7 protein-coding genes are annotated in these 19,513 nt (G+C 39.8%); all 7 read right to left on the bottom strand.

Going from position 1 to position 19,513, the window contains the following annotated elements; all coding sequences use genetic code 11:
* Positions 1-11: 11 nt before the first annotated feature.
* On the bottom strand, positions 12-941 hold the full coding sequence (locus B5Y40_RS27890) for a CAP domain-containing protein (RefSeq protein WP_079690179.1): 930 nt from the start codon (positions 939-941) through the stop codon (positions 12-14).
* On the bottom strand, positions 941-7,723 hold the full coding sequence (locus tag B5Y40_RS27885; RefSeq protein ID WP_143785977.1) for a DUF6443 domain-containing protein: 6,783 nt from the start codon (positions 7,721-7,723) through the stop codon (positions 941-943). The genes B5Y40_RS27890 and B5Y40_RS27885 overlap by 1 nt, the downstream gene beginning before the upstream one ends.
* Before the next feature lie 46 nt (positions 7,724-7,769).
* Complete coding sequence (locus B5Y40_RS27880) at positions 7,770-11,162, bottom strand: hypothetical protein (protein WP_143785976.1); 3,393 nt, start codon at positions 11,160-11,162, stop codon at positions 7,770-7,772.
* Between the two features lie 719 nt (positions 11,163-11,881).
* Complete coding sequence (locus tag B5Y40_RS27875) at positions 11,882-12,778, bottom strand: BT_3987 domain-containing protein (protein ID WP_159453829.1); 897 nt, start codon at positions 12,776-12,778, stop codon at positions 11,882-11,884.
* A gap of 19 nt (positions 12,779-12,797) precedes the next feature.
* Positions 12,798-14,363 (bottom strand): SusD/RagB family nutrient-binding outer membrane lipoprotein, encoded by a 1,566-nt coding sequence (locus B5Y40_RS27870; protein WP_079690175.1) that lies wholly within the window; start codon positions 14,361-14,363, stop codon positions 12,798-12,800.
* Positions 14,364-14,382: 19 nt separating this feature from the next.
* Positions 14,383-17,514: a SusC/RagA family TonB-linked outer membrane protein gene (locus tag B5Y40_RS27865; RefSeq protein WP_079690173.1), complete on the bottom strand. Its 3,132-nt coding sequence runs from the start codon at positions 17,512-17,514 to the stop codon at positions 14,383-14,385.
* 328 nt (positions 17,515-17,842) lie between these two features.
* Complete coding sequence (locus B5Y40_RS27860; RefSeq protein WP_079690172.1) at positions 17,843-19,510, bottom strand: RagB/SusD family nutrient uptake outer membrane protein; 1,668 nt, start codon at positions 19,508-19,510, stop codon at positions 17,843-17,845.
* Positions 19,511-19,513: the final 3 nt, after the last annotated feature.

The raw sequence follows: 19,513 nt of genomic DNA, 5'->3' as shown, positions 1-19,513 counted from the left end.
TAGTTGTTTTTTCAATCTCCTACGTAATCAAAGAAACGTACTTGATATGAATAACTTCGAAGAGATTCGTTAACTCTTACATTCTTAATGTCGACCGTTACGGAGTGATTCAAAAAATAGTCACGCTTCAATTTATCTTTCAATTCCCAAACTAGGGTCGGATCATATATATCCTCGTACGGTAAAACTGTAACATTGATTAACCTGCCAGTTTCGTCTTTCAGTTCAACAACAGCCTCCTTAAAATCAACTTTATATATATCCGGGATGCTGAATGACCAACGAGGGAAAACCAAATCAATTTCATTGTAGCCACCAACCGGGTAACTAAAATACTTGGGGAACAAAGTGCTGTCCTTTTCAAGCCAAGAAGTGTAATCGCTATAAATAGCTTCAGCACGCAAAGTTGTTCCATAACCCTTATTCACAGAGCGCGAGTATAACATCGCACGTCTATGCCCCACCGCCTTATTAAATTCCCCATAATCCTTCACAAATTCAGTAATGAATGCAAGTTCAGGATAATACACAAAATCCATAAAGCCAAGACTTGAATTGCTTGTAGCGATAACTGACTCTTCGGAATAACACTTGGAACTCGGATCAGGATTATGATTTATCTTGTTATTCACATGAGTAATGAAGGCTGCCTTTTGCGCCAAAGCATTGTACTCATCTTTGAATTTCACAGGACGAAGTCCTGATAGAATTCTGAAGTAATTGATACGTAATAGTGCCTTATTCTTAATCTTATCTGATGTGTTGCCTTCATCACACTTATTTACATTTCCTCGCCATTTTATCTCCTTGCCATCCTTTACTTCAGAAGCCAGGTACTCACTTTTATATTTTTGTATTGCCGATTCTTTCTCTTCCTGAGCATTCCCGGGTAGCCAAATAAAATTCAATAGCAGAATGCATCCTATAACTTTATGTGTCACTATGGTTTCTTCGGTTTAGTACCTGAAATGATTATCGCTCCTGTAACGTTCACTTTGTTACTGCCGCCACCGGAAAACTGTACAGAGAGATTTGTATTGGGATTAATATTATTCAGCGGTATTGATGTATTAAAGCTTCCTTGAACATCCTGAATGTTTACGTTCAATAATGTAGGCCCCTGAGCCCCTTGACCATCCATACTAAAATTGCCTTGCTGTACCGTCATAGTTTGAGGATTACCTCCTTCCACTACTTCAATGTTTATGTTCAGTGTCGCGCTCTCAACAACTCCACCCGCTGGTATATCAGTACTTCCATTAAAAATGTTTTGCTCTGCTGACTGTGCCCCACCACCATAGTCAAAAGGAACTATATCAAGTGGTCTATCTGTGGTGAACGGCTCTCGACCTTGTTGGCCAGGGCTTTCTTCTTTTTTATCACCGCTTTGAAACTTCCCACCCGTAGTATTAGATTTTGCACTAGTATTTGTCGTATTCTCTTTTGGAATCACATTAAGATTTGGAGTCTTGCCTTCATTTCTTCGTTGCAACTCTTTATCTGTCTCTTTTTTCTGTCTATCAGTTTCCTTCTTATTAACCGATTCTGCCTCTAAGCCTTCCAACTCACGATGTGATGTAACCTTATTCTCGCTAAACGCATATGGGCTATTGTATAAATATTTCTCAGCCAGTGGATCAACGTTAAAGAACCTTCCTATATCTGGCTGATGATTTCGCCACTTGAATGAGTCCCAGTATAAATTTAGGTCGTCAATGTGCTCTTGTGATTGAAATTTAATTCTATTAAGAACACTACTTTCTCTTTTATAGCTATTAAATGTCAACCCAAATGGATAATAGTCATCCGTCTGTACTACTGGTGATTTATTATGCTCTACCTTAAAGTCATCAAAATATACCTCAACCTGGCTTCCACCTAAAGCCATGTTGTCATTGCTTAGGTAAAGATAAACATATCCTGGTTTCTTTATTACCAGTTGTTTCAATAGCAACTCATGCTCATGCTGTGCATCTGTGCCGCTCTCTTTAGCATCTTCACTTACGCGTACGAAACCAGCATCCAGTACGTTGTAGTCTCTATCAAAGACAAGGTAGTTCAAATAAGCTTTCGGTGCAGTGCCTGTTTCATTTCCTTTGTTCAGGATGCTTGCAAATGGATTGACTGCACCTCCTGTACTTCCTATAGCGCCACCATCTATATAGGTTCCGGTCGCTGCCGTTCCATTAGCAATGGATGCAATCAGGTTTGTAACTGCCGTTGACCAGTTGCTAGAATTTGTGTCTAAATACTTCGCATATACTTCTGCATATATAGTATCACCAGGCATTACACTGATCGACTTGGCCAAGCCCGTTCGTTCATTCTCGGAACCATTAAGACGTGTAGAGTAGTATGTAGTATCACCCTGATCGGTGTGATTGAACAATGGGAAGTTTAGCTTCACAGCTTCATCGTAGTATAAAAATTTACCTGATTCACCATCTGCCCTGGCAGTCTCCAGCGTGGCCAATGAATTATCAGTCTCCTGTTTTGTGGTAAACGTTAACCTTACATTGCCCAGATGATCTTTCATGTGATATTGATATTCAGGAGAAGCCCCATTCATCACCACTCTCCCTTCTTCATGATTAATAAATTCTAATGAGGGGCTTCCAATGGCTTCCGTTCGGATCAGTTTTATATAGTCAACAGCAAAGGTATTCCCTGATACGCCTCCATCTATAGGGTCTAACCGTAATGTATTAAGCGTACCAGCCCAATATGGATTGCGTGATAAATCCACTATATATTCACTAAATTGGTTATCAACAGGAACTAACGGAACCTTAACACTTTTCACTTCACTTATACCCGTCTGCGAGGATGTCACAAAAAACAATTGCGCACGATAAACCTTCGTGGCCACCTTCATTCGTATTTTTATAATAACGTTCTTGTCTATTGGAATGCTTAGTGTACCGGACTTTACTTGGGAATCACTGCTATTGACAGTACCTTGAATATACCCCGCACTATTCCATCCATAATTAATGATGTTCCCACTGGCCCATCCCATTGTATTCGTATTGAAATTAAAATCATAAACTACACTCGCATCCTTTGTCTCGCCTGTATAAAATAATTCTCCAGTATAGTAGCTCTCTTTGCTTACCCCCTCTCCCATCACCTCTTGCTTTAGCTTTGTACCCGCTGCATCATAGATATAGGTTACACGATGACCATCTTTCGCTATAACATTGAGCGGTAAATTCAAATGATTATAAGAGATAGAACTTATAGCTTTATTCAAATCAGAAGTCATGTTTCCATTGCTATCGTAGCTATAATCGTTACTGGTATTGCTGCCATCCTTAAAACCTTTAGTCTTATCGCCACCATCGGAAACTTTTAAAAGCTGATTGCTTACGCCAGTACCTGTACCATAATCATAGGCCAGATTATCCATTACTACAGTAGATCCTCGCTCATCGTAGCGTGTCAATTTTGTAATGTTACCGTTCAGGTCGTATCCATAATCAGATTCAGAGAATCCCCCGTTAGAAGCCAGTGCCCAAGCATTGCTTTTTTCCTTATAGGCAGCTCCCGTCAGGCGGTTCATCGGGTCATAACTATATTGATAAGCTTTTTCTTTAACACCGTCCATGCCAAGGTTATTACTCCAACACATCGCCGATATATTTCCATTGAAAAGACTTGCGTTCCCTAACCCTATATCTTCATTATAACCTAACTCAAAACCAAAGAGATCACCTGTATCATCATTGGTGGCCACTTCTTGCGTGAGTGATGCGTTGTTCATCGAAGTAATCCAGCCGCGAATGTTATAACGATAATCGATCGATTGTCTTGCGTCCGTTGCAGTAGCTTGTATGCTATGCAGTTTTTTGTCGACAAGCTGGCCAAGCTCATTGTATTCATTACTGGCCAGAAGTATCTCAGGTTCCCAATTTGTCTTATGCCAAGTCTTCAAAAGTCGCCCGGCATGATCATATACAAAACGCCTTGTTATTGTCGTACCAAAGGAAGTCCATATACCACCAAGTGTAGACATATACGTATACATGGCGACATCTACCATAAGTGAGCTTGTAGAAGCCACCATGGAAGTGCGCAGCAAAGTTCCGTTTCTATAGTATTTTATTGCCGTACCTGTTCGCTCTATCCTGAGTACATCACCCGTTGCATAAGATGAAAAATACGTAGAGGTTACCCGGTTGCCACCTTCATAAATATATAGATGCCCATCCGAATAAGGATAAAATGCGTAATCCATACTGGTATAGTTAGCATCCTTGTTGGTTTTTGAAAAACCAATCATACGCGAAGAATTAGTCTCGGTCATCATCACCTCTACCCACCCATCCTGACCGGCTGGCAGCTGCTGATGCGTCACTGTACCAGAATGTCCCCAACCAGCATTATAGGCTGCACAAGTCAATGTGTTACCCCAGGCAGATAAGTGAAGAAAATCTTTCCAGGTTAACTGGCCCGTTTTTGTCTTTAAGACTTTGCCCGTAAAGTCAAATACATTTGATGTCCGTTGCTGGCCTCCCATATAGTTATCAGCCACACTATGAATCAACCTATATCTATCATCATAATAGTTTACCAACTTGAGCCATACATTTCTACCATCCAACACCTTGACTTTAGTACCAGTTAATTGACCGGCAACCTGGAGAAACTCTACATCAGGTTGAGTATACATTATCCCGTTTGCCGTTTCGGAAACATTCTCGTCCATGTATTTATAATTACCGGGCCACAATGACCGGAAATCATAATTATCATAATACGTAACCGTGAGGTAATTATTAACATCAGTCGTTGCTCCTGTAGTATAAACCGGATAAGACTTGTTGCTATAGCCGTGAACATTACCAGCAGTATTACCGACATAAACCTCACCATATTTTGTCCACGGTTTAGCATAGTGATTATTGACAGCAGTTTGCATTTCAATTTGGGTAAGAGCACCAATAGTATCTTTTACTCCGGTGGCAATCGGCCTATTCAACTCATCATATTTTGTAAATAACCACTGCTTACTCGTGCGTTGATTGCCGTCCTGAGTCAGTACTAATCTATCACGATTGTCATACACCATATATACCGCTTCTGCACCAGGCACTTGTTTTTGAATCATTCGCCTTCTACTATCATATATATATCTAAATGCCCAACGCTTTAGAAAAGCATCCTTAACGGCGTCTGTCTGACCAGGGTAAGCGGTCGATCCTGAGGCAGTTATTAACTTCACTGCTTCCGGAGGAATAACAGACACTAAATTTCCAACATCATCATAGACATAGTAGGTACTGGCATAGTTCGTATCATTAACAGTCGTTGCTACGGCTACTGCCTGAACGCGCTTTAAAACTATATGACCTTCCCTATCCGTGTATTCAATCACTTCTGCATTGTGCTCATCGATCGTTTTATTCACATAAAGTTCATTTTGAGAATAGTAGGTAGTATTGTTAACAATGATATTGTTCGACACTGGATCATACTCAATTAACAAGACTTCATTTGCCTTATTAAAGGCATATACTTTCTTTATTGATCGGTCAGTGTTTACATTTGGGCCTGGTTGCCAATCTAAACCAACGCTTCCTTGCTTCATTATGCGACTACGGGGTGATGATTCAAAAACGGTTTCACTGTAGTAATATCTTTGGCCTGGAAAAATCTCGTCATTGAAATCACTTTGCCATGGTAATGAATTTAACTTATAGTTACCATCTTGAGACTGAGTAGAGACAAATGGCAAATATTTTTTTACCTCACGGTTATACAGATCGTAAACCTGCAAATTCACAACATCGTTTAGTGCCGGGCTCCCTTGTTTGCTCACAGTTTGTATGGGCCTACCAAGGCCATCAACATATTGTGTGACTTGTGTAACATCATAAACATCGGTCAGTTGATCAGCACTTTCTTTATTCACAATACCTTCGTTATTAATAACCCTGGTACGAATATAATTTAGTCCTGAAGCCTCCGCGATGGTGCTATATTCTATATTCTCAGGGTACACCTCAACCACGGCAACAGTACTGTATCCTGTGAACCCACCAGTGACCATCACTCTGTAGTAGGTTGTTTGTGTAAGACTGCCAGGGTTATATGTGCTTCCCGTAGCATTCGGTATATTACTCCAGTCAGTGCTATTAATTGCACGTTGCCATTGATAGCTATAACTGCCTCTTCCGCCCGAGACATTAAAGATTGTCAACGAAATGGCCTCCGTTCCATAGTTAACTGGAGGTTGTACTGCCGGGCTTACCTCACCACTTATCAGTGGTGGACAAACATAAATCACGGCACTACTGCTCATGGCAGATACGCCATTACTGCTCACTTGCAATTTATAGTATGTGGTAGCCGCAAGACTCCCCGGAGCGTAACTGGCTCCTGTAGCTTCCGGTATTGCGCTCCATGAAATGCCATCGCTTGAACTATACCATTGAAAAGTGTACTGAGAATTACCGCCTGTCATTTCATCATCGAGCATTTGTACTGGTGTTCCTCCTGGTACAACGGCCTGGCTAGCGGGCGTTATGCTTCCAGCCAGAAGTTCACGATATACATTTACTTTCGAAAGTGTGCTATAGGCAGTAACCCCATTGCTATTCACGGCGACACGATAGTATGTAGTCGAAGTCAGCGCGGGGGGAGTATAGGTGAGTGATTGGGTGGCAACAATTGTTTTATCGGCAAAAGAAGCTGTCGGTGAGCTTTCCCACTGATAAGTATAGACATTATTTCCTCCGGAAACATTGCTTATAGCAAGTGGTCCAGGGCTTGTGTTATAATTTATTGTAGGTGCTGACGGTGTAAGATTACCTCCATTCAACTTTGGAAAAACAGAAACGAAAGCTGGTTGAGAGGTAACGCTGGCACCATTGCTGGTAACGATTACCGTATAGTATGCCTGGCTCGTTAAAACTCCTGGAGTATACGTTGTTGCCGTGGCCCCATCAATAGCCGTATAAGTTCCTGTACTTGATGCGGCCGACTGCCATTGATAGGTATATACACCTGTACCTCCGGTTGTTCCTGAAATACTTAGCGTAGAAGGTGCAGTGTTATAGTTTATCAACTGACTGGACGGACTAATGGTCCCTGTAACCAACTGAGGGTATACCTGGACTGTGGCAATGTTTGAAGTAGTAGCAGATTGATAACCACATGCTACCGTACGTTTGAAATAGGTTGTTGTCGTCAGTGTACCCGGCTGATAATTTTGACCTGTTGCTCCTGTAATCGCATAAAACGTTGAATTATTAACAGAATACCACCATTGGTAAGCATAACCGCCACAGGTACCGTTAGCAGGTAATGATGCATTGATTTGAGCCGGTATACTATTGTAATTCACTGCCTGAGAAGTCGTGGTGATAGTTCCCCCTGTAAGCGGCTGCGCAGCATTGATCGTTATTGTAATGGAAGCAATTGTACCTCCCGAACTGTTCAATGCTTTAATTATTGCAGAAGAACAACTGCTATTACTGAAATAAATTTTTACACTGGTCGAGGTCTCGCTGTCTACAATAATACTTCCGCAGCTCACTGTCCAGCTTGCTGCGCTAGAACATAGCGAACCATTCAATGAATACGTATAGGCGGTATAGGAAGAAACTGGATTATTGCCTGTAAGGCTACAGCCGGCTATGGGACTATCAGTCGTTGCATAAGCCATCACGTTAAATAACAGCATCATCAAAAGGCTAAGTGAAATTCCAGATGCCCGCATACTATAATATTTATTTTGTCTTGTCATGGGAGTTCAAGCGGAAAAATTATTGTTCCTGATAGTGATATTCAAAGGTTTTAATGATGTTTCCTTTAGCATCCCTTATTAAATTGAGCCGGTTGAAGCTGTCATACTCATAGTATGCAACATTATTATTGGCGTCAGTCATTGAATTTATACCAACAAAAGGTTTATAGGTAAAAGTAGTCATCAAGCTTCCAGCAGGTGTTAGCCTCACCTCATCTATATCGGTGCCTTGTATTGTAATGGTCGAAGGATTAGTTAATATCCACTGATAAAGCTTCCAATCACCAACACTTCTCACAAGTACCCCGGAGGCACCATTTACAGAGGCACTTTGCTTCGTCCATAATGACGCTATATATATACCCGCAGCAGAAATTGTTTTTTTCAAACTCCCTGTAAAACATTGACCTCCCGTAAAACCGGTTTTTGTGTTTGTCGTTCCTGATAATATAGTCCAGTTTCCCAATGCATTGTTTTCAAAACTCGTATAGGCTACCTGATCAACCGTTGCATTCTTTACTTCACAGATTGGCTGCGTTAATATATCATCCCATAGATAAACTATTGACAGATCATCCTTCATCTGCACATGCAATGGATTACCTAATGAATTATACTGCTTGAAGAGTAAGGCATCGTGTAGATCATCGCCTTGTGATTCCTTTACCTGAATAACTTCCGGAGCAATTACAGCTGTATTAGCAAACCAATCTTTATAAAGCGTTTTTCGTTGCTGGGTGAGCATTCCTCCCTTATATAGAACCTCTTCCACCACGGGTGTAAGTATATGCTTATTGGTAAGTGCGGAATACCCTGGTAATGCACGATTGTCATCATCACCCTCTCCCTGGTACGTATAGGTGTTGGGATAATGTCTTGATACTTTAGTTTCAGTGCCTTTACTATCGATTGATGTAATGGTTTCTGGAAGCACATTTATAGCTTGTCCGTAGGTATATTGTGTGCTCTGTGTCAGAGCTACGCCTTCAAAGTATGACCGGTTGGTTTGTTTTTTTAAACGATTCCAACAATTGCCATAGTAAGCTTGCATGACGTCAAAAGATTCAAGTCTGTCGGGTCGTGTATCCCAAGGCTGGTATTTTTTTCGTACATAGACAGAGTATGTCGAATTTGTCATATCAAACTTCGTCTCATAGTCATTCTGTTCTTCCTGAACAATGATCCTGTCTTTATTGAATATTCTCTTTTTATAAACAACCCCCGAAAGTGTTGGATATTGACCTGAAAAATAACTAACAGATTCTCCTAGTACTACTTGGGCAGCCTCTCCGTTTTCGTTGCTATAGAAAGTATATTCAGTTCCTCCATTTTGAAAATCCGGTGCGTCACTTTCAATCACAGTGGTATAGTAAATCAGACTTCCACTTCCAACGCTACCATAGACATCATTTGTGCTGCTGGAGGTGTAAATATCACTATTGCAGTTAGTAGTATACGCAGCATAATCACCACAAAAATTCTTGGTAGCCAAAGTCGAATAAAAACTTAAGCCTCGTGCACTCCCAGATGACTTGGTCAGGTCACCCAAAGAAGCGTATGTATAAAATTTACTATAGGTTTTGGCTGTAAAAGGGTCTGTATATTTTATTTGTCTAAGCCGGACTCCTGGAATCTGTTTGTTTTGATATATGTAATAGTTTGACTTATCATAAATGAAAGTGACATACCCTATTTCCGTATAACTATAGATCACCATTTTGATAGTATATGTATGCCCTTGGAGCAAAGTAAAGTCTGTGCTCGTTGACGCATACCCTAAAATCGACCGTGACGCAATCAGTGTCTCGCCCTCATAGACAGACACTGAAAGAGTTTTAACATGTGAATCGGTAGTTTGATCATCAAATGGAAGAGCATCATCAGTATATGCCGACAATGTAACGGTCTGATCCCATGAGACCATTACATCAGACCTGGTATAGGTTACTGGCTCACTCACTCCTGAACTTCCTCCTCCAGTACCTGAAAGTTCAAGACTTTTTGAGGAAGTTTTTTCGATCCTAGTACTTTGCGTGTTTCCCTCGTATATAAATTCTTCCCTTCCCCCAGTCGCATATCGGATGCTAACAAGCGTACCTATTTTTGCGGCATCACTATTGGGATTTCGGAAACTGAAATCAATCGTACCATCGGACTTAGTACTTGAAGGAATCAGGTAGCTATAGCGGGAAGCATTGTAATACCCGAAATAATCCTGGTTAAAGAGTATAGGCAAAGGCACTTGATCCAACCGGTCATAATCAAGAATATAATCATAGCTCGTATTAGGAGCATCTTGTACGACATCTCTGACTTTTGTTAGAAAAAACCTTCCTATAGCATTATTTCCTGAGGACATAGGAACATCATAATATTCAAACTGATATTTTTTCAAATTAACTACCTCTAAAGCAGTCAGGCGGTTATCACCACTGATATCAGGACGTTGACTATACGTAAATTTGATGAGTTGACCATTTGATGTGGTGATTGAATTTAGATAGTGAGTCGCGTATGATACAGCATCTTTTTGAGTGGTGTAACTGTTTAAGGTAGAACAATCACCACACATCATGCTGCCATTGACTTTTGACACCTGAAGTGTTTGCGTAATTCCAGTAGCAACCGAAGTATTGATCGGTGTATAATGGAACAAAATATACTCACCTGTGGGTAATTCAATTTTATCTAAAAAAAAAGCTGTCTTCGTAACCAATTTATAGGCACTATAGCGCATTACATTATGGCTCGTTGTGCGCTCATACGTTCCAAAATAATATTTGACTCCATCGGGGGCAGTTAACAGAATTGAACTAATATTCCCGCTGGTGCTTCCCGGTGTAACAGTAATATCCAAATCAATTTTGATATTACTCGTTGATGTCACACGGGGTATATAATCATCGTCAAGTACAAACTTCCCAGAATAACCGTTGCAATTAAACTGAAATTCGTCCGGCTGTGAATCAAACCCCGAACCAGATGTTGATGCGTTTTTATAATAGTGATAAAGCACATCTGTGTCAGAAGTAAAGTCGGTAGGAGAAGCGAGTCGCTGTGCATACTCATCCGGCTCACCTTTTACCGAGCGGGTGATAACACCTGAAGACGCATCTAACACCCAGCCATAACCAACTCTGGAACTGGCTTCATCCGCCCGGAGCCCTTGAGTAGAGTAAGTCAAAGCAATGGGAAATGTATAGTCTTTGAGTTTGATGGTGTATAGCGGAATACTAGCCGTTGCCGCTCCTGTAGACGTATTTACATTTCCTACACCAGCCTTAACAAAGGCTGAAGGCTCAGGAGATGCAGGCAAGATCTGAGGAAGTTCAATCTGAGAAGTAGAGTTGCTTTGAGAAAATGAATTGATTGAAAAAGCTAGAGTAATAAAAAAAACAATAAGATTCTTCATATATATATTCACTAGAATACTTTTAATTTTCATCAGCGGCGTAAATGGATTTCTATTAAACATGTCGGGGTTACATTATGCACATTAAGTGCTGGCAAAGGGCTCATGGAAAATCAGACTCAATGCCATTTAAGGAAAATTAGTCATATCCGTAACTGTCCAGAGAGGAATTTGGATGATCGGATTACCAGTAGCCACGTCAACCGGGATTTCTCCTTGTGAAACGCCCCTTAGAAAAACGAAACACAGAACAACAGGCAGAAGGAGCTTCTTCATATAAGCGGTTAGATTTTAAGAATACAATAATAAGAAATGGCTATATATACTCTAAACTCAAATCAATGGTGAGCGGTATAAATAAAATTGCAGATTGTCTATAGTATCTTTGGAAACGGTTCTTACAGGCTTGCATGCAAGAATATTATATACTTTGTAAGTATATTCACTGAGACTGCTGTCGGTAAAAATATATCCATCTTGTGGTATTTTTTTACCATATACATTTTATTGCTCTTCACAGTTCTGTTCTTAAACAGTGAAAACATGTAATTCACAAAAGCAGAACAAGAACAAAAAGTATCCGGCAAATAGCATGTGTGCAGACAACTGTTACATACAGAATAAGTTTGGGCTAGCGCAAAGAAACAAAGAGGCCGCTTTCTGATAGCGGCCTCTTTTATATTTTTTTAGTATACTCGATTTTACAACGGCTACAAAGATTATTTTTTAACCAATATCTCATCAAACTTCCTATAAAATCCAGAACCATTCACATACTCGTAGTATAGATGGAATGTTTTAGTTAGTGGATCATAGGTTGAGGTAGTTCCGGATGTTGGGCCTATTGTTATACCCGCTTTCACTGCATCTGGATCAGATGTTATTTTCACAGTATTGTCAGAGTTAACCGAAAATCTAAATTTAATATCAGAATTACCAAACCAAGCATAACCAGCGAAAGCCTTAAGTGTTTTTGAATCAACTGCTTCTAAAGCTTTAGGATCTTCTGATAATTGTTGAGGACTATTACCTTCTCTTACCAAAGTATACGTGGATGTATAAGGACCTGCTAAAACGTTGCCAATAAATGCAAGTTTAGCTGTTCCAAGATTATCTGCCACTAAAACTCCTTCAACACCATTAATTTTTACTGGAAGCAAATAACTCTTCGATTTATCCATTTTATACTGATAAATGCGCACATAAAAAGAAGTCTCTGTTGTGTCTTTTGGAACAGTGACACTAGTTGAAAGCATATCATACACTGAATCCGGTAATAATGTAAACTTTTCATCAGCGTTTTCAATCGATGCATTTACCTGTGCGATAACACTCTCATCAATTGAAACAGTTACAGTGATATCCTTTCCTAAGCTGTGTGATGATGTTGCAGAGATATGGAGTTCATAATCAACCGTATCCTTTCCTGCTGTAAGTTGAACAGACTGAGTACCTGTTGTACCCCCACTGCCATAAAAACTTACAATAGTATTGCTGCTGTTGACTTCGTCAACTATATCAGTATAACCTTTATCTTCTAAGCAGGAAGTTAAAAATAATCCTGTAGCGATTGGTATTACCAGCGTTGCCAGTAATAGTCTTATTCGATTTTTCATAGTATCCAATACGTTAGTTTTACTGTGCATCCCAAAATATTTTACTTGTAAATTGATTGATATCTCCCTGTGCAGAAGCATTCTCAGCATTATTACTATACTCCGACAACGGATAGAGAAGCCGTGCAGGATATTGGCTACCTTGAGCACGCGTAGATAGAGGAACATTAGGTATACCTGTCCTTCTATATTCTGTCCATGCTTCGAAGCCACCATAGTTAGCCAATGCTATCCACTTCTGAGTGATAATTGCTTCTACCTTATTGGATGAAGCTGACCAGTCAACATTACTTATACCTGAGCTAAGATATTTTTTAAGACCCTTTTTTACATTAACATTTGAAGGCCAGCTACTTTTTAAAGCGGTAGTATCGGCCAATGAAGCAAGAGTATAAAAAGATTGCGCCACTCCTTTTTCATACAACTGTTGTGCAGATAAGTTACTGGTCAATAATCCACGTTGTACTGCCTCAGCCTGGAGAAAGAAACTTTCTGCGGAACTCATTACAATTTGATCATTCTTATAAAGCGTTGCCGACTTAACTGTATTATCTGTAGGCAGGAAAGCGGGGCCAAATCCTGAAATTTTTGAGTATAGATAAGTATCATTGCCTTCACCGAATGGTACACCAATAATTTTTTTATCTGCACCAGTACCGACAGGGTATGTAAGAAGCTTTATACGAACACTATCCTGGGTATCTGATAAAAAGGACACAAAGAAATTGCTCCAGCAATAGAAATCATGACTTCCTGATCTTGAGTCAGATGCAGAATATCCGTAAGCTTCATACCATGGATTCTCTTTACCCGCAGTTTTAAGATAACCAGGGTTTGCTGAAACGTTTTCTCCGCTGTCAAGAAATACAGTATTTGATTGACCCAACTTGGCCATCTCTGATGCAATCAATGCTTGCTTGTCAGATACATTCGTTAGCCTAAGAAGCATTCTTAACTTAAGCGTATTTGCAAATTTGATCCACAAGTCATTATCTCCATTGAAATAAATATCAGCTGAACCTGCAGAAGGATTTGTAGTTGAGACAGGAACACTCAAATATGTTATAGCAACATTAATATCACGAATTAAGCTATCATATATAGCACTTCCGTTGTCGTATGCCGGGCGTATAGATGTCGTGCCCTCAAGAGCTTCTGAATACGGTGCATTGTTATAAGCATCCACTATAATCTGAAAGTTGAAAGCTTTCATAACGCGTGCAATACCCGCTATAGCCTGCTTGCCTTCTTTTACAGCCGCTTCTTCTACATATTTATAGTCTTCAAGATTATTGTAGGGGCCTGTCCAAACTCCAGTCCTGAACGTTGTTTGGATGTCATATGTCTTCTCTGGTGTAAAACCAGAAACTGATCCTGAAGGAGACCATTGGCCAACCCAAAAAGCACCAATTTCATTGTGAACAAGGCGTGCTGCCGTTACATTTAAAGCATTTGTCAGCACTGTCTCTGGAGTGGCTGAAACAGCTTGATTCGGATTTGTATTGACATCCAAATAATCATCACCACAGGCTGTTGTAATAACTGCCACTGCTGACAATATATAGTATATAAATTTCTTTTTCATAAAATGGTCTTAAAGGAGATTAAAATGTTATTGATACATTGAAACCATAAGTTCGTGTAGGTGGCGTTTGAGCCGTGCTGTTCAATCCTACAGAGTTACTATTATCAAGTGCATACTCCGGATCGGTATATTTATTTTCCTTCGGAAGGAACATTAATAAGTTTCTACCAATCAATCCTACGGAAGCTGATTTAATAAATTTCACAGAAGAAAATATGCTCTTCGGTATATCATACGTTAGAGACACCTCTCTTAGCTTCCAAAAATTACCACTGGTTACAAAGTTTTCACCAACCGATCTTAAGTTAGAGTCCCATGCACCTAGACCACCATCTTTTGTAGCGATCGATGTGTTTGCGACATAACTACCATCGGAACCCAGGTAAGATGAGTTGGGAAATACAAAGCGTTCACGTCCATAAGCAGCTGTTGCTTCTGCTACACCTGTAAACCACATTGTGCTCGCTAATCCATGATATACTACATTACCGCCTCTGTACTCAGCCAGTGCATTGAACGTAAACCCTTTGAATTTTAAACTTGATTGTATACCTAGGAAATACCTCGGATTCGCTTGTCCAAAAGTTTTGAGATTAGGATCCTTAATAGGATATCCTGTAGACGGATCAACAACTACTCGTCCTTCTGGATCACGTTGATATGAAATCGCTTTTATAATAGGATATTGACTGCCTACTTGCGCAAACACTTGTCCTAAACTGGCATCACCGGTCTGTCCATAGTAATTTGACAGGTTGATGTTGCTAAGCCCCTGATAAAGCTCTTTAATTTTAGTACCCCTGTCAGCAAAATTTATATTTAAATCCCATTTCAACCCACCCGTTGTAGAAACTGGTGTTGTCTTTAAAGTAATCTCGTATCCGCTATTCTGAAGTGTACCAGCATTTACTGTAGCTCTTGAATATCCTGTGGATGAAGCTATATCTATATTTACTGTCTGATCAACTGTCTTTTGAGTATAGTAAGCTAGCTCAAGATTAATTCTGTTATCTAAAAATCCAAACTCACCACCAACCTCATATGAAGTTGTCAATTCAGGTTTTAAGTTAGGATCTGCATACGTATCTCCTAAGGAATATCCAGCTAAACTTCCATAAGGGAAACCATTCCCTGCATTAAAAACATTTTGCAGCGCATAAGCACCAACGTTAACGTTACCCACTTTCGTAGCTGACGCTGTGATTTTTGCATCACTTAATATCGCACTATTTTTTAGTGCTGGGATTGCTTCAGATGCAACAAAGGAAATATCTACACCAGGATAGAATGTGTTTCGATTCTGCTTTGAAAGAACCGAGTATGCATCTCTTCTACCGGAAGCATGTAAATATAGATATTCATTATAACCTATAGTCAAATCTCCATAATACCCAACTACACGAGTAGTTGATTCGAATTCATTTGCAGTAGCTTCACCAACCCGGTTACTAACATTATATAGTTCAGGTAATACTAAACCATTTGCTGATAAGCTCACAAATTTTGCTTTCTCTTCACGAACGTTACTTCCGATAACCAAATCCGTTGTAACGGGTCCGATGTTTTTCTTAAATGTCAGAATGAAGTCCTGAACAATCTTATTCGTGTAACCCATAGCATCCGTGAGACCACCCGTTATATTTGACTGTGCTATATATTTCCCTGTCGACTTTGCAAACGCATTGTAATCGTACTTCTCTTGAGTAAACTTATAGTCATAGCTTTGATACGTCATCCCTGCGCGATATAAAGCACCCATCCAATCTGTGATTTGATAACTTACTTCTGCATTACCTTGTAAGTTTCCATAGCGGTCCTTCTGACGATTAATATCTTTTGCCATGAAAGGATTATAGAAGTAATCGTTAAAGTAATTATTAGGATTAGCATAGTTCAACGATCCATCAGCATTTTTGTAATTTCTCCAATTTCTATACTCGTTCAGAGGGATATGTCCCGGAGTATTTAAAACATTCGAGTAAAAATCAGAAGTGGTCCTATCGGTTTGTCTTAAAGCATAAGCAACATTAAAGCTGGTCTTTAACTTCTCGAACATTGTACGGCTTGCATTGAATCGAACAGAAGTTCTTCTGTTTTTATCACCTGGTACAATACCTTTTGTGTTTACATCTTGAAGCGAAAGAAAATAGCTACTGGTCTTGTCGCCTCCCGTTAATGACAAACTATTCTGAACTGTATGACCTACATCATACGATTTTTTCTTTGCATCTTTCTTATAGGAGTATGTTGTTTTTTGAATTGAACCATCTTCTAGGGTGCGGCCTAAATCTACCGTACTTCCATCGAACTCAGGTCCATAAGATTGATTTTCAAAAGGGATATATACTCTACTATAGGATTCAGTTCCTGCTCCAAAACGTTCCTGGAATTTTGGCATAAAGCTTATGCTTTCCCAATATGTAGTGTTTGAGAAATTTATGGCTGGGACAACATTTGAGCCCTTCTTTGTTGTAATGATCAAAGCACCATTAGAGGCATCCGCTCCGTAAAGCGCAGCTGCGTTAGCACCTTTCAATACTGTGACGCTTTCAATATCATCCGGATTCAGATAGTTGATAGCATCACTAGTGGATTGAGTTCCATCAATAACAACTAGTGCCTGGTTATTTCCGGTAAGAGAACGATTGCCTCGAAGTGTTATACGGGTTGTTGGATTAATACCATTATTAATAGTATTGATTTGCAGACCTGCAACTTTACCGGAGAGAGCAGTAGCAACATTTATAGCTTTGGATTGGGTAAGTTCTTCATTCTTAACTTTCGTCACGGAATATCCAATCGACTTAGCGGATTTCTCTATACCCAACGCCGTAACTACCACTTCACTTAACTGAGTGAGATCCTGTTCTAATTGCGCATCAACCGAAGTGTTCCCTCCTATTTCAACTTCCTTAGATTTTAATCCAATAAAAGTAAATATAAGCGTACCTGTTTCAGGAGCCGCTAATGAGTAGGCACCGTTGGCATCAGTTACCGTACCTATGGTAGTTCCTTTTACCACAACGTTAACACCCGGCAGGCTTGAGCCATCTTCTGCCGAAGTTACTTTGCCAGAGATTGTTCTGTCTTGGGCTCGAATTTCAAAACTTATCCACAGCGAGATAAGCAGAAACAGTAGAGTTTTCTTCATACTTTATTGTTTAGGTTTAAAGTCCTAAAGTTGAAGAAGCTTTAATCAGCAGAAAATCACTTGAGGGAGGTAAAATATATAATTATAAATCACACATAATGTGGTATGTATAAAATTACATGACTTTGCAAACGATATTTATACTTTACCCCGAGAGCGAAGAGGCAAAGAAACACAGATAAAAATTTACTTGAGCAACAGTCTGTATGATGTAATTGTTACTTTGACGAAATGATTTCAAAAAATAACGAGTCACTTCACTAACATATAGTTAACAAAGCCCTACTCTAAAAAAGCAGGGCTTTGTTTATTTAACTATATATTTCAACTAATAATTAGGATTCTTTACGGCAACGCTACTTTCAGACGGAGGATTTAATGCCGACTCATTGGCTGGCACGTCCCAATAGTCCATAAAGTTATAGTTAATTATAGCATTCGTATTTACTACAGTGCCCTGCACTATTGTATTACCATAACTTCCTCCACCTTTTGAAATATCATACGTCCACCCCCATCTTCTGCTGTCATAGTAAGATAGTCCGCGAAATAACAATGCAACTCTTCTTTCTTTCGTTAGTTCAGAGAGCGCTTCCGATACTGTAAGGCCTGTACCTGAAACAGCTGTAAGGCCAGCACCGAAGTAGTCGCGAACATCATCTATATAGGAAAGACCAGCATCAATATCATCCAGACGAATATTGGCCTCGGCCAGCATTAATGCGTTTTCTTCATAACTGCCAGCAATGATAAGTTCATGCTCCCCCGCATCCCGGTCGGCATACACAAATACTCCTTCAATTCCATTACCTCCATTCACAGTATTATAGCGTGTGGTATATATATAGTCATTGCTATATCTGTTACTGGTGTTAAAGTTATTATCGAATCGCTTGTCGCCAGTTTTAAAATTCTGAATAACACGTTCACTGACTTTAAATGTAGCAGTAGATACATTGGTAGCAGTCAATGAGGCAACGGTGCCACCTGTTGCAGAGAAGAAATCATTTGTACCAGTAGTCCGTCCGGTAAATATTATATCGCCCTTCTGTATACCATCTGTTGCAAGTGTTTTCACTGCATTCCAATCTGCATCCGTCATTACACCGCTCATTGACGATTGCGTAATGGTAGCATCCGGATTATTATTTACAAATGGAGATAATTTATTAAGCAATATATTACGGGCTAACATCGTATTGATGTTTCGCTTCCACATATCTATAGTAGGAACTCCTCCGTTGCCAACTTGTGTGTGCGAAGGAATCAATTGGACTAATACTTCCGCATAATCACTGGTTGAGGTAATGCCCGACAGTGTTGTAGCTGCCAGGTTAAAGTATGTATTCGATTCATTCAGGATTACATCATGCAGTACATAGTCATTACTCGATACACCATATTCGTTTACAATCAAACCTGCATAATACTTCGTTCCTATAGATGCATACGCAAATCCTTTCCACCAATAGCACCATGCCTTTATGGTATTAGCTTTACTGGCAGCATCGCCTGTAAAAGGAATTTCATCGACAACCGATAGTACAAGATTGCAGGCATTGTTAAGTGCATACATATTTAACCACTGGTAATGGATAGCATTATTACCGGCACCAGTGGCGGCACGTGTGTTATAGGTACGAAGTATACCTACAGAAGGAGACGTGTTTGTCATTTTCGTGCCATCGTCCAAAATAATGTAGTCAGGCTGGCCCACGGTTGTAACTTGATTGTTAGATGCAGAAGCACCTACGTTGTCGGCCATTAACTCATTATATCCCATGGGCAACGAAAAATAACTGTTTCCCAACCACGTATCTCCGTTCAGGAAACCATTTATATAAACACCTCCTTGTGCCAGGGAAATTACACCGGTTTCTGTATTTACATTCGCAGATAATGTTGGTGCATTAGGATTCCCGATGTCCAATTGATCTTTGCAACCCATTGTTCCCAGAACAACTGCAACAAAAATTCCATATATATATTTAGTCATGAT

This window comes from Ohtaekwangia koreensis, from assembly GCF_900167975.1.
Lineage (GTDB): Bacteria > Bacteroidota > Bacteroidia > Cytophagales > Cyclobacteriaceae > Ohtaekwangia > Ohtaekwangia koreensis.
The sequence above is the reverse complement of the archived record's forward strand: the minus strand, read 5'-3'. Positions and strand labels throughout refer to the sequence as shown.

Excerpts from the sequence above, each read along its gene's own strand:
- B5Y40_RS27885 (WP_143785977.1), bottom strand. The coding sequence starts at position 7,723 with ATGCGGGCATCTGGAATTTCACTTAGCCTTTTGATGATGCTGTTATTT.
- B5Y40_RS27880 (WP_143785976.1), bottom strand. The coding sequence starts at position 11,162 with ATGAAGAATCTTATTGTTTTTTTTATTACTCTAGCTTTTTCAATCAAT.
- B5Y40_RS27875 (WP_159453829.1), bottom strand. The coding sequence starts at position 12,778 with ATGAAAAATCGAATAAGACTATTACTGGCAACGCTGGTAATACCAATC.
- B5Y40_RS27870 (WP_079690175.1), bottom strand. The coding sequence starts at position 14,363 with ATGAAAAAGAAATTTATATACTATATATTGTCAGCAGTGGCAGTTATT.
- B5Y40_RS27865 (WP_079690173.1), bottom strand. The coding sequence starts at position 17,514 with ATGAAGAAAACTCTACTGTTTCTGCTTATCTCGCTGTGGATAAGTTTT.
- B5Y40_RS27860 (WP_079690172.1), bottom strand. The coding sequence starts at position 19,510 with ATGACTAAATATATATATGGAATTTTTGTTGCAGTTGTTCTGGGAACA.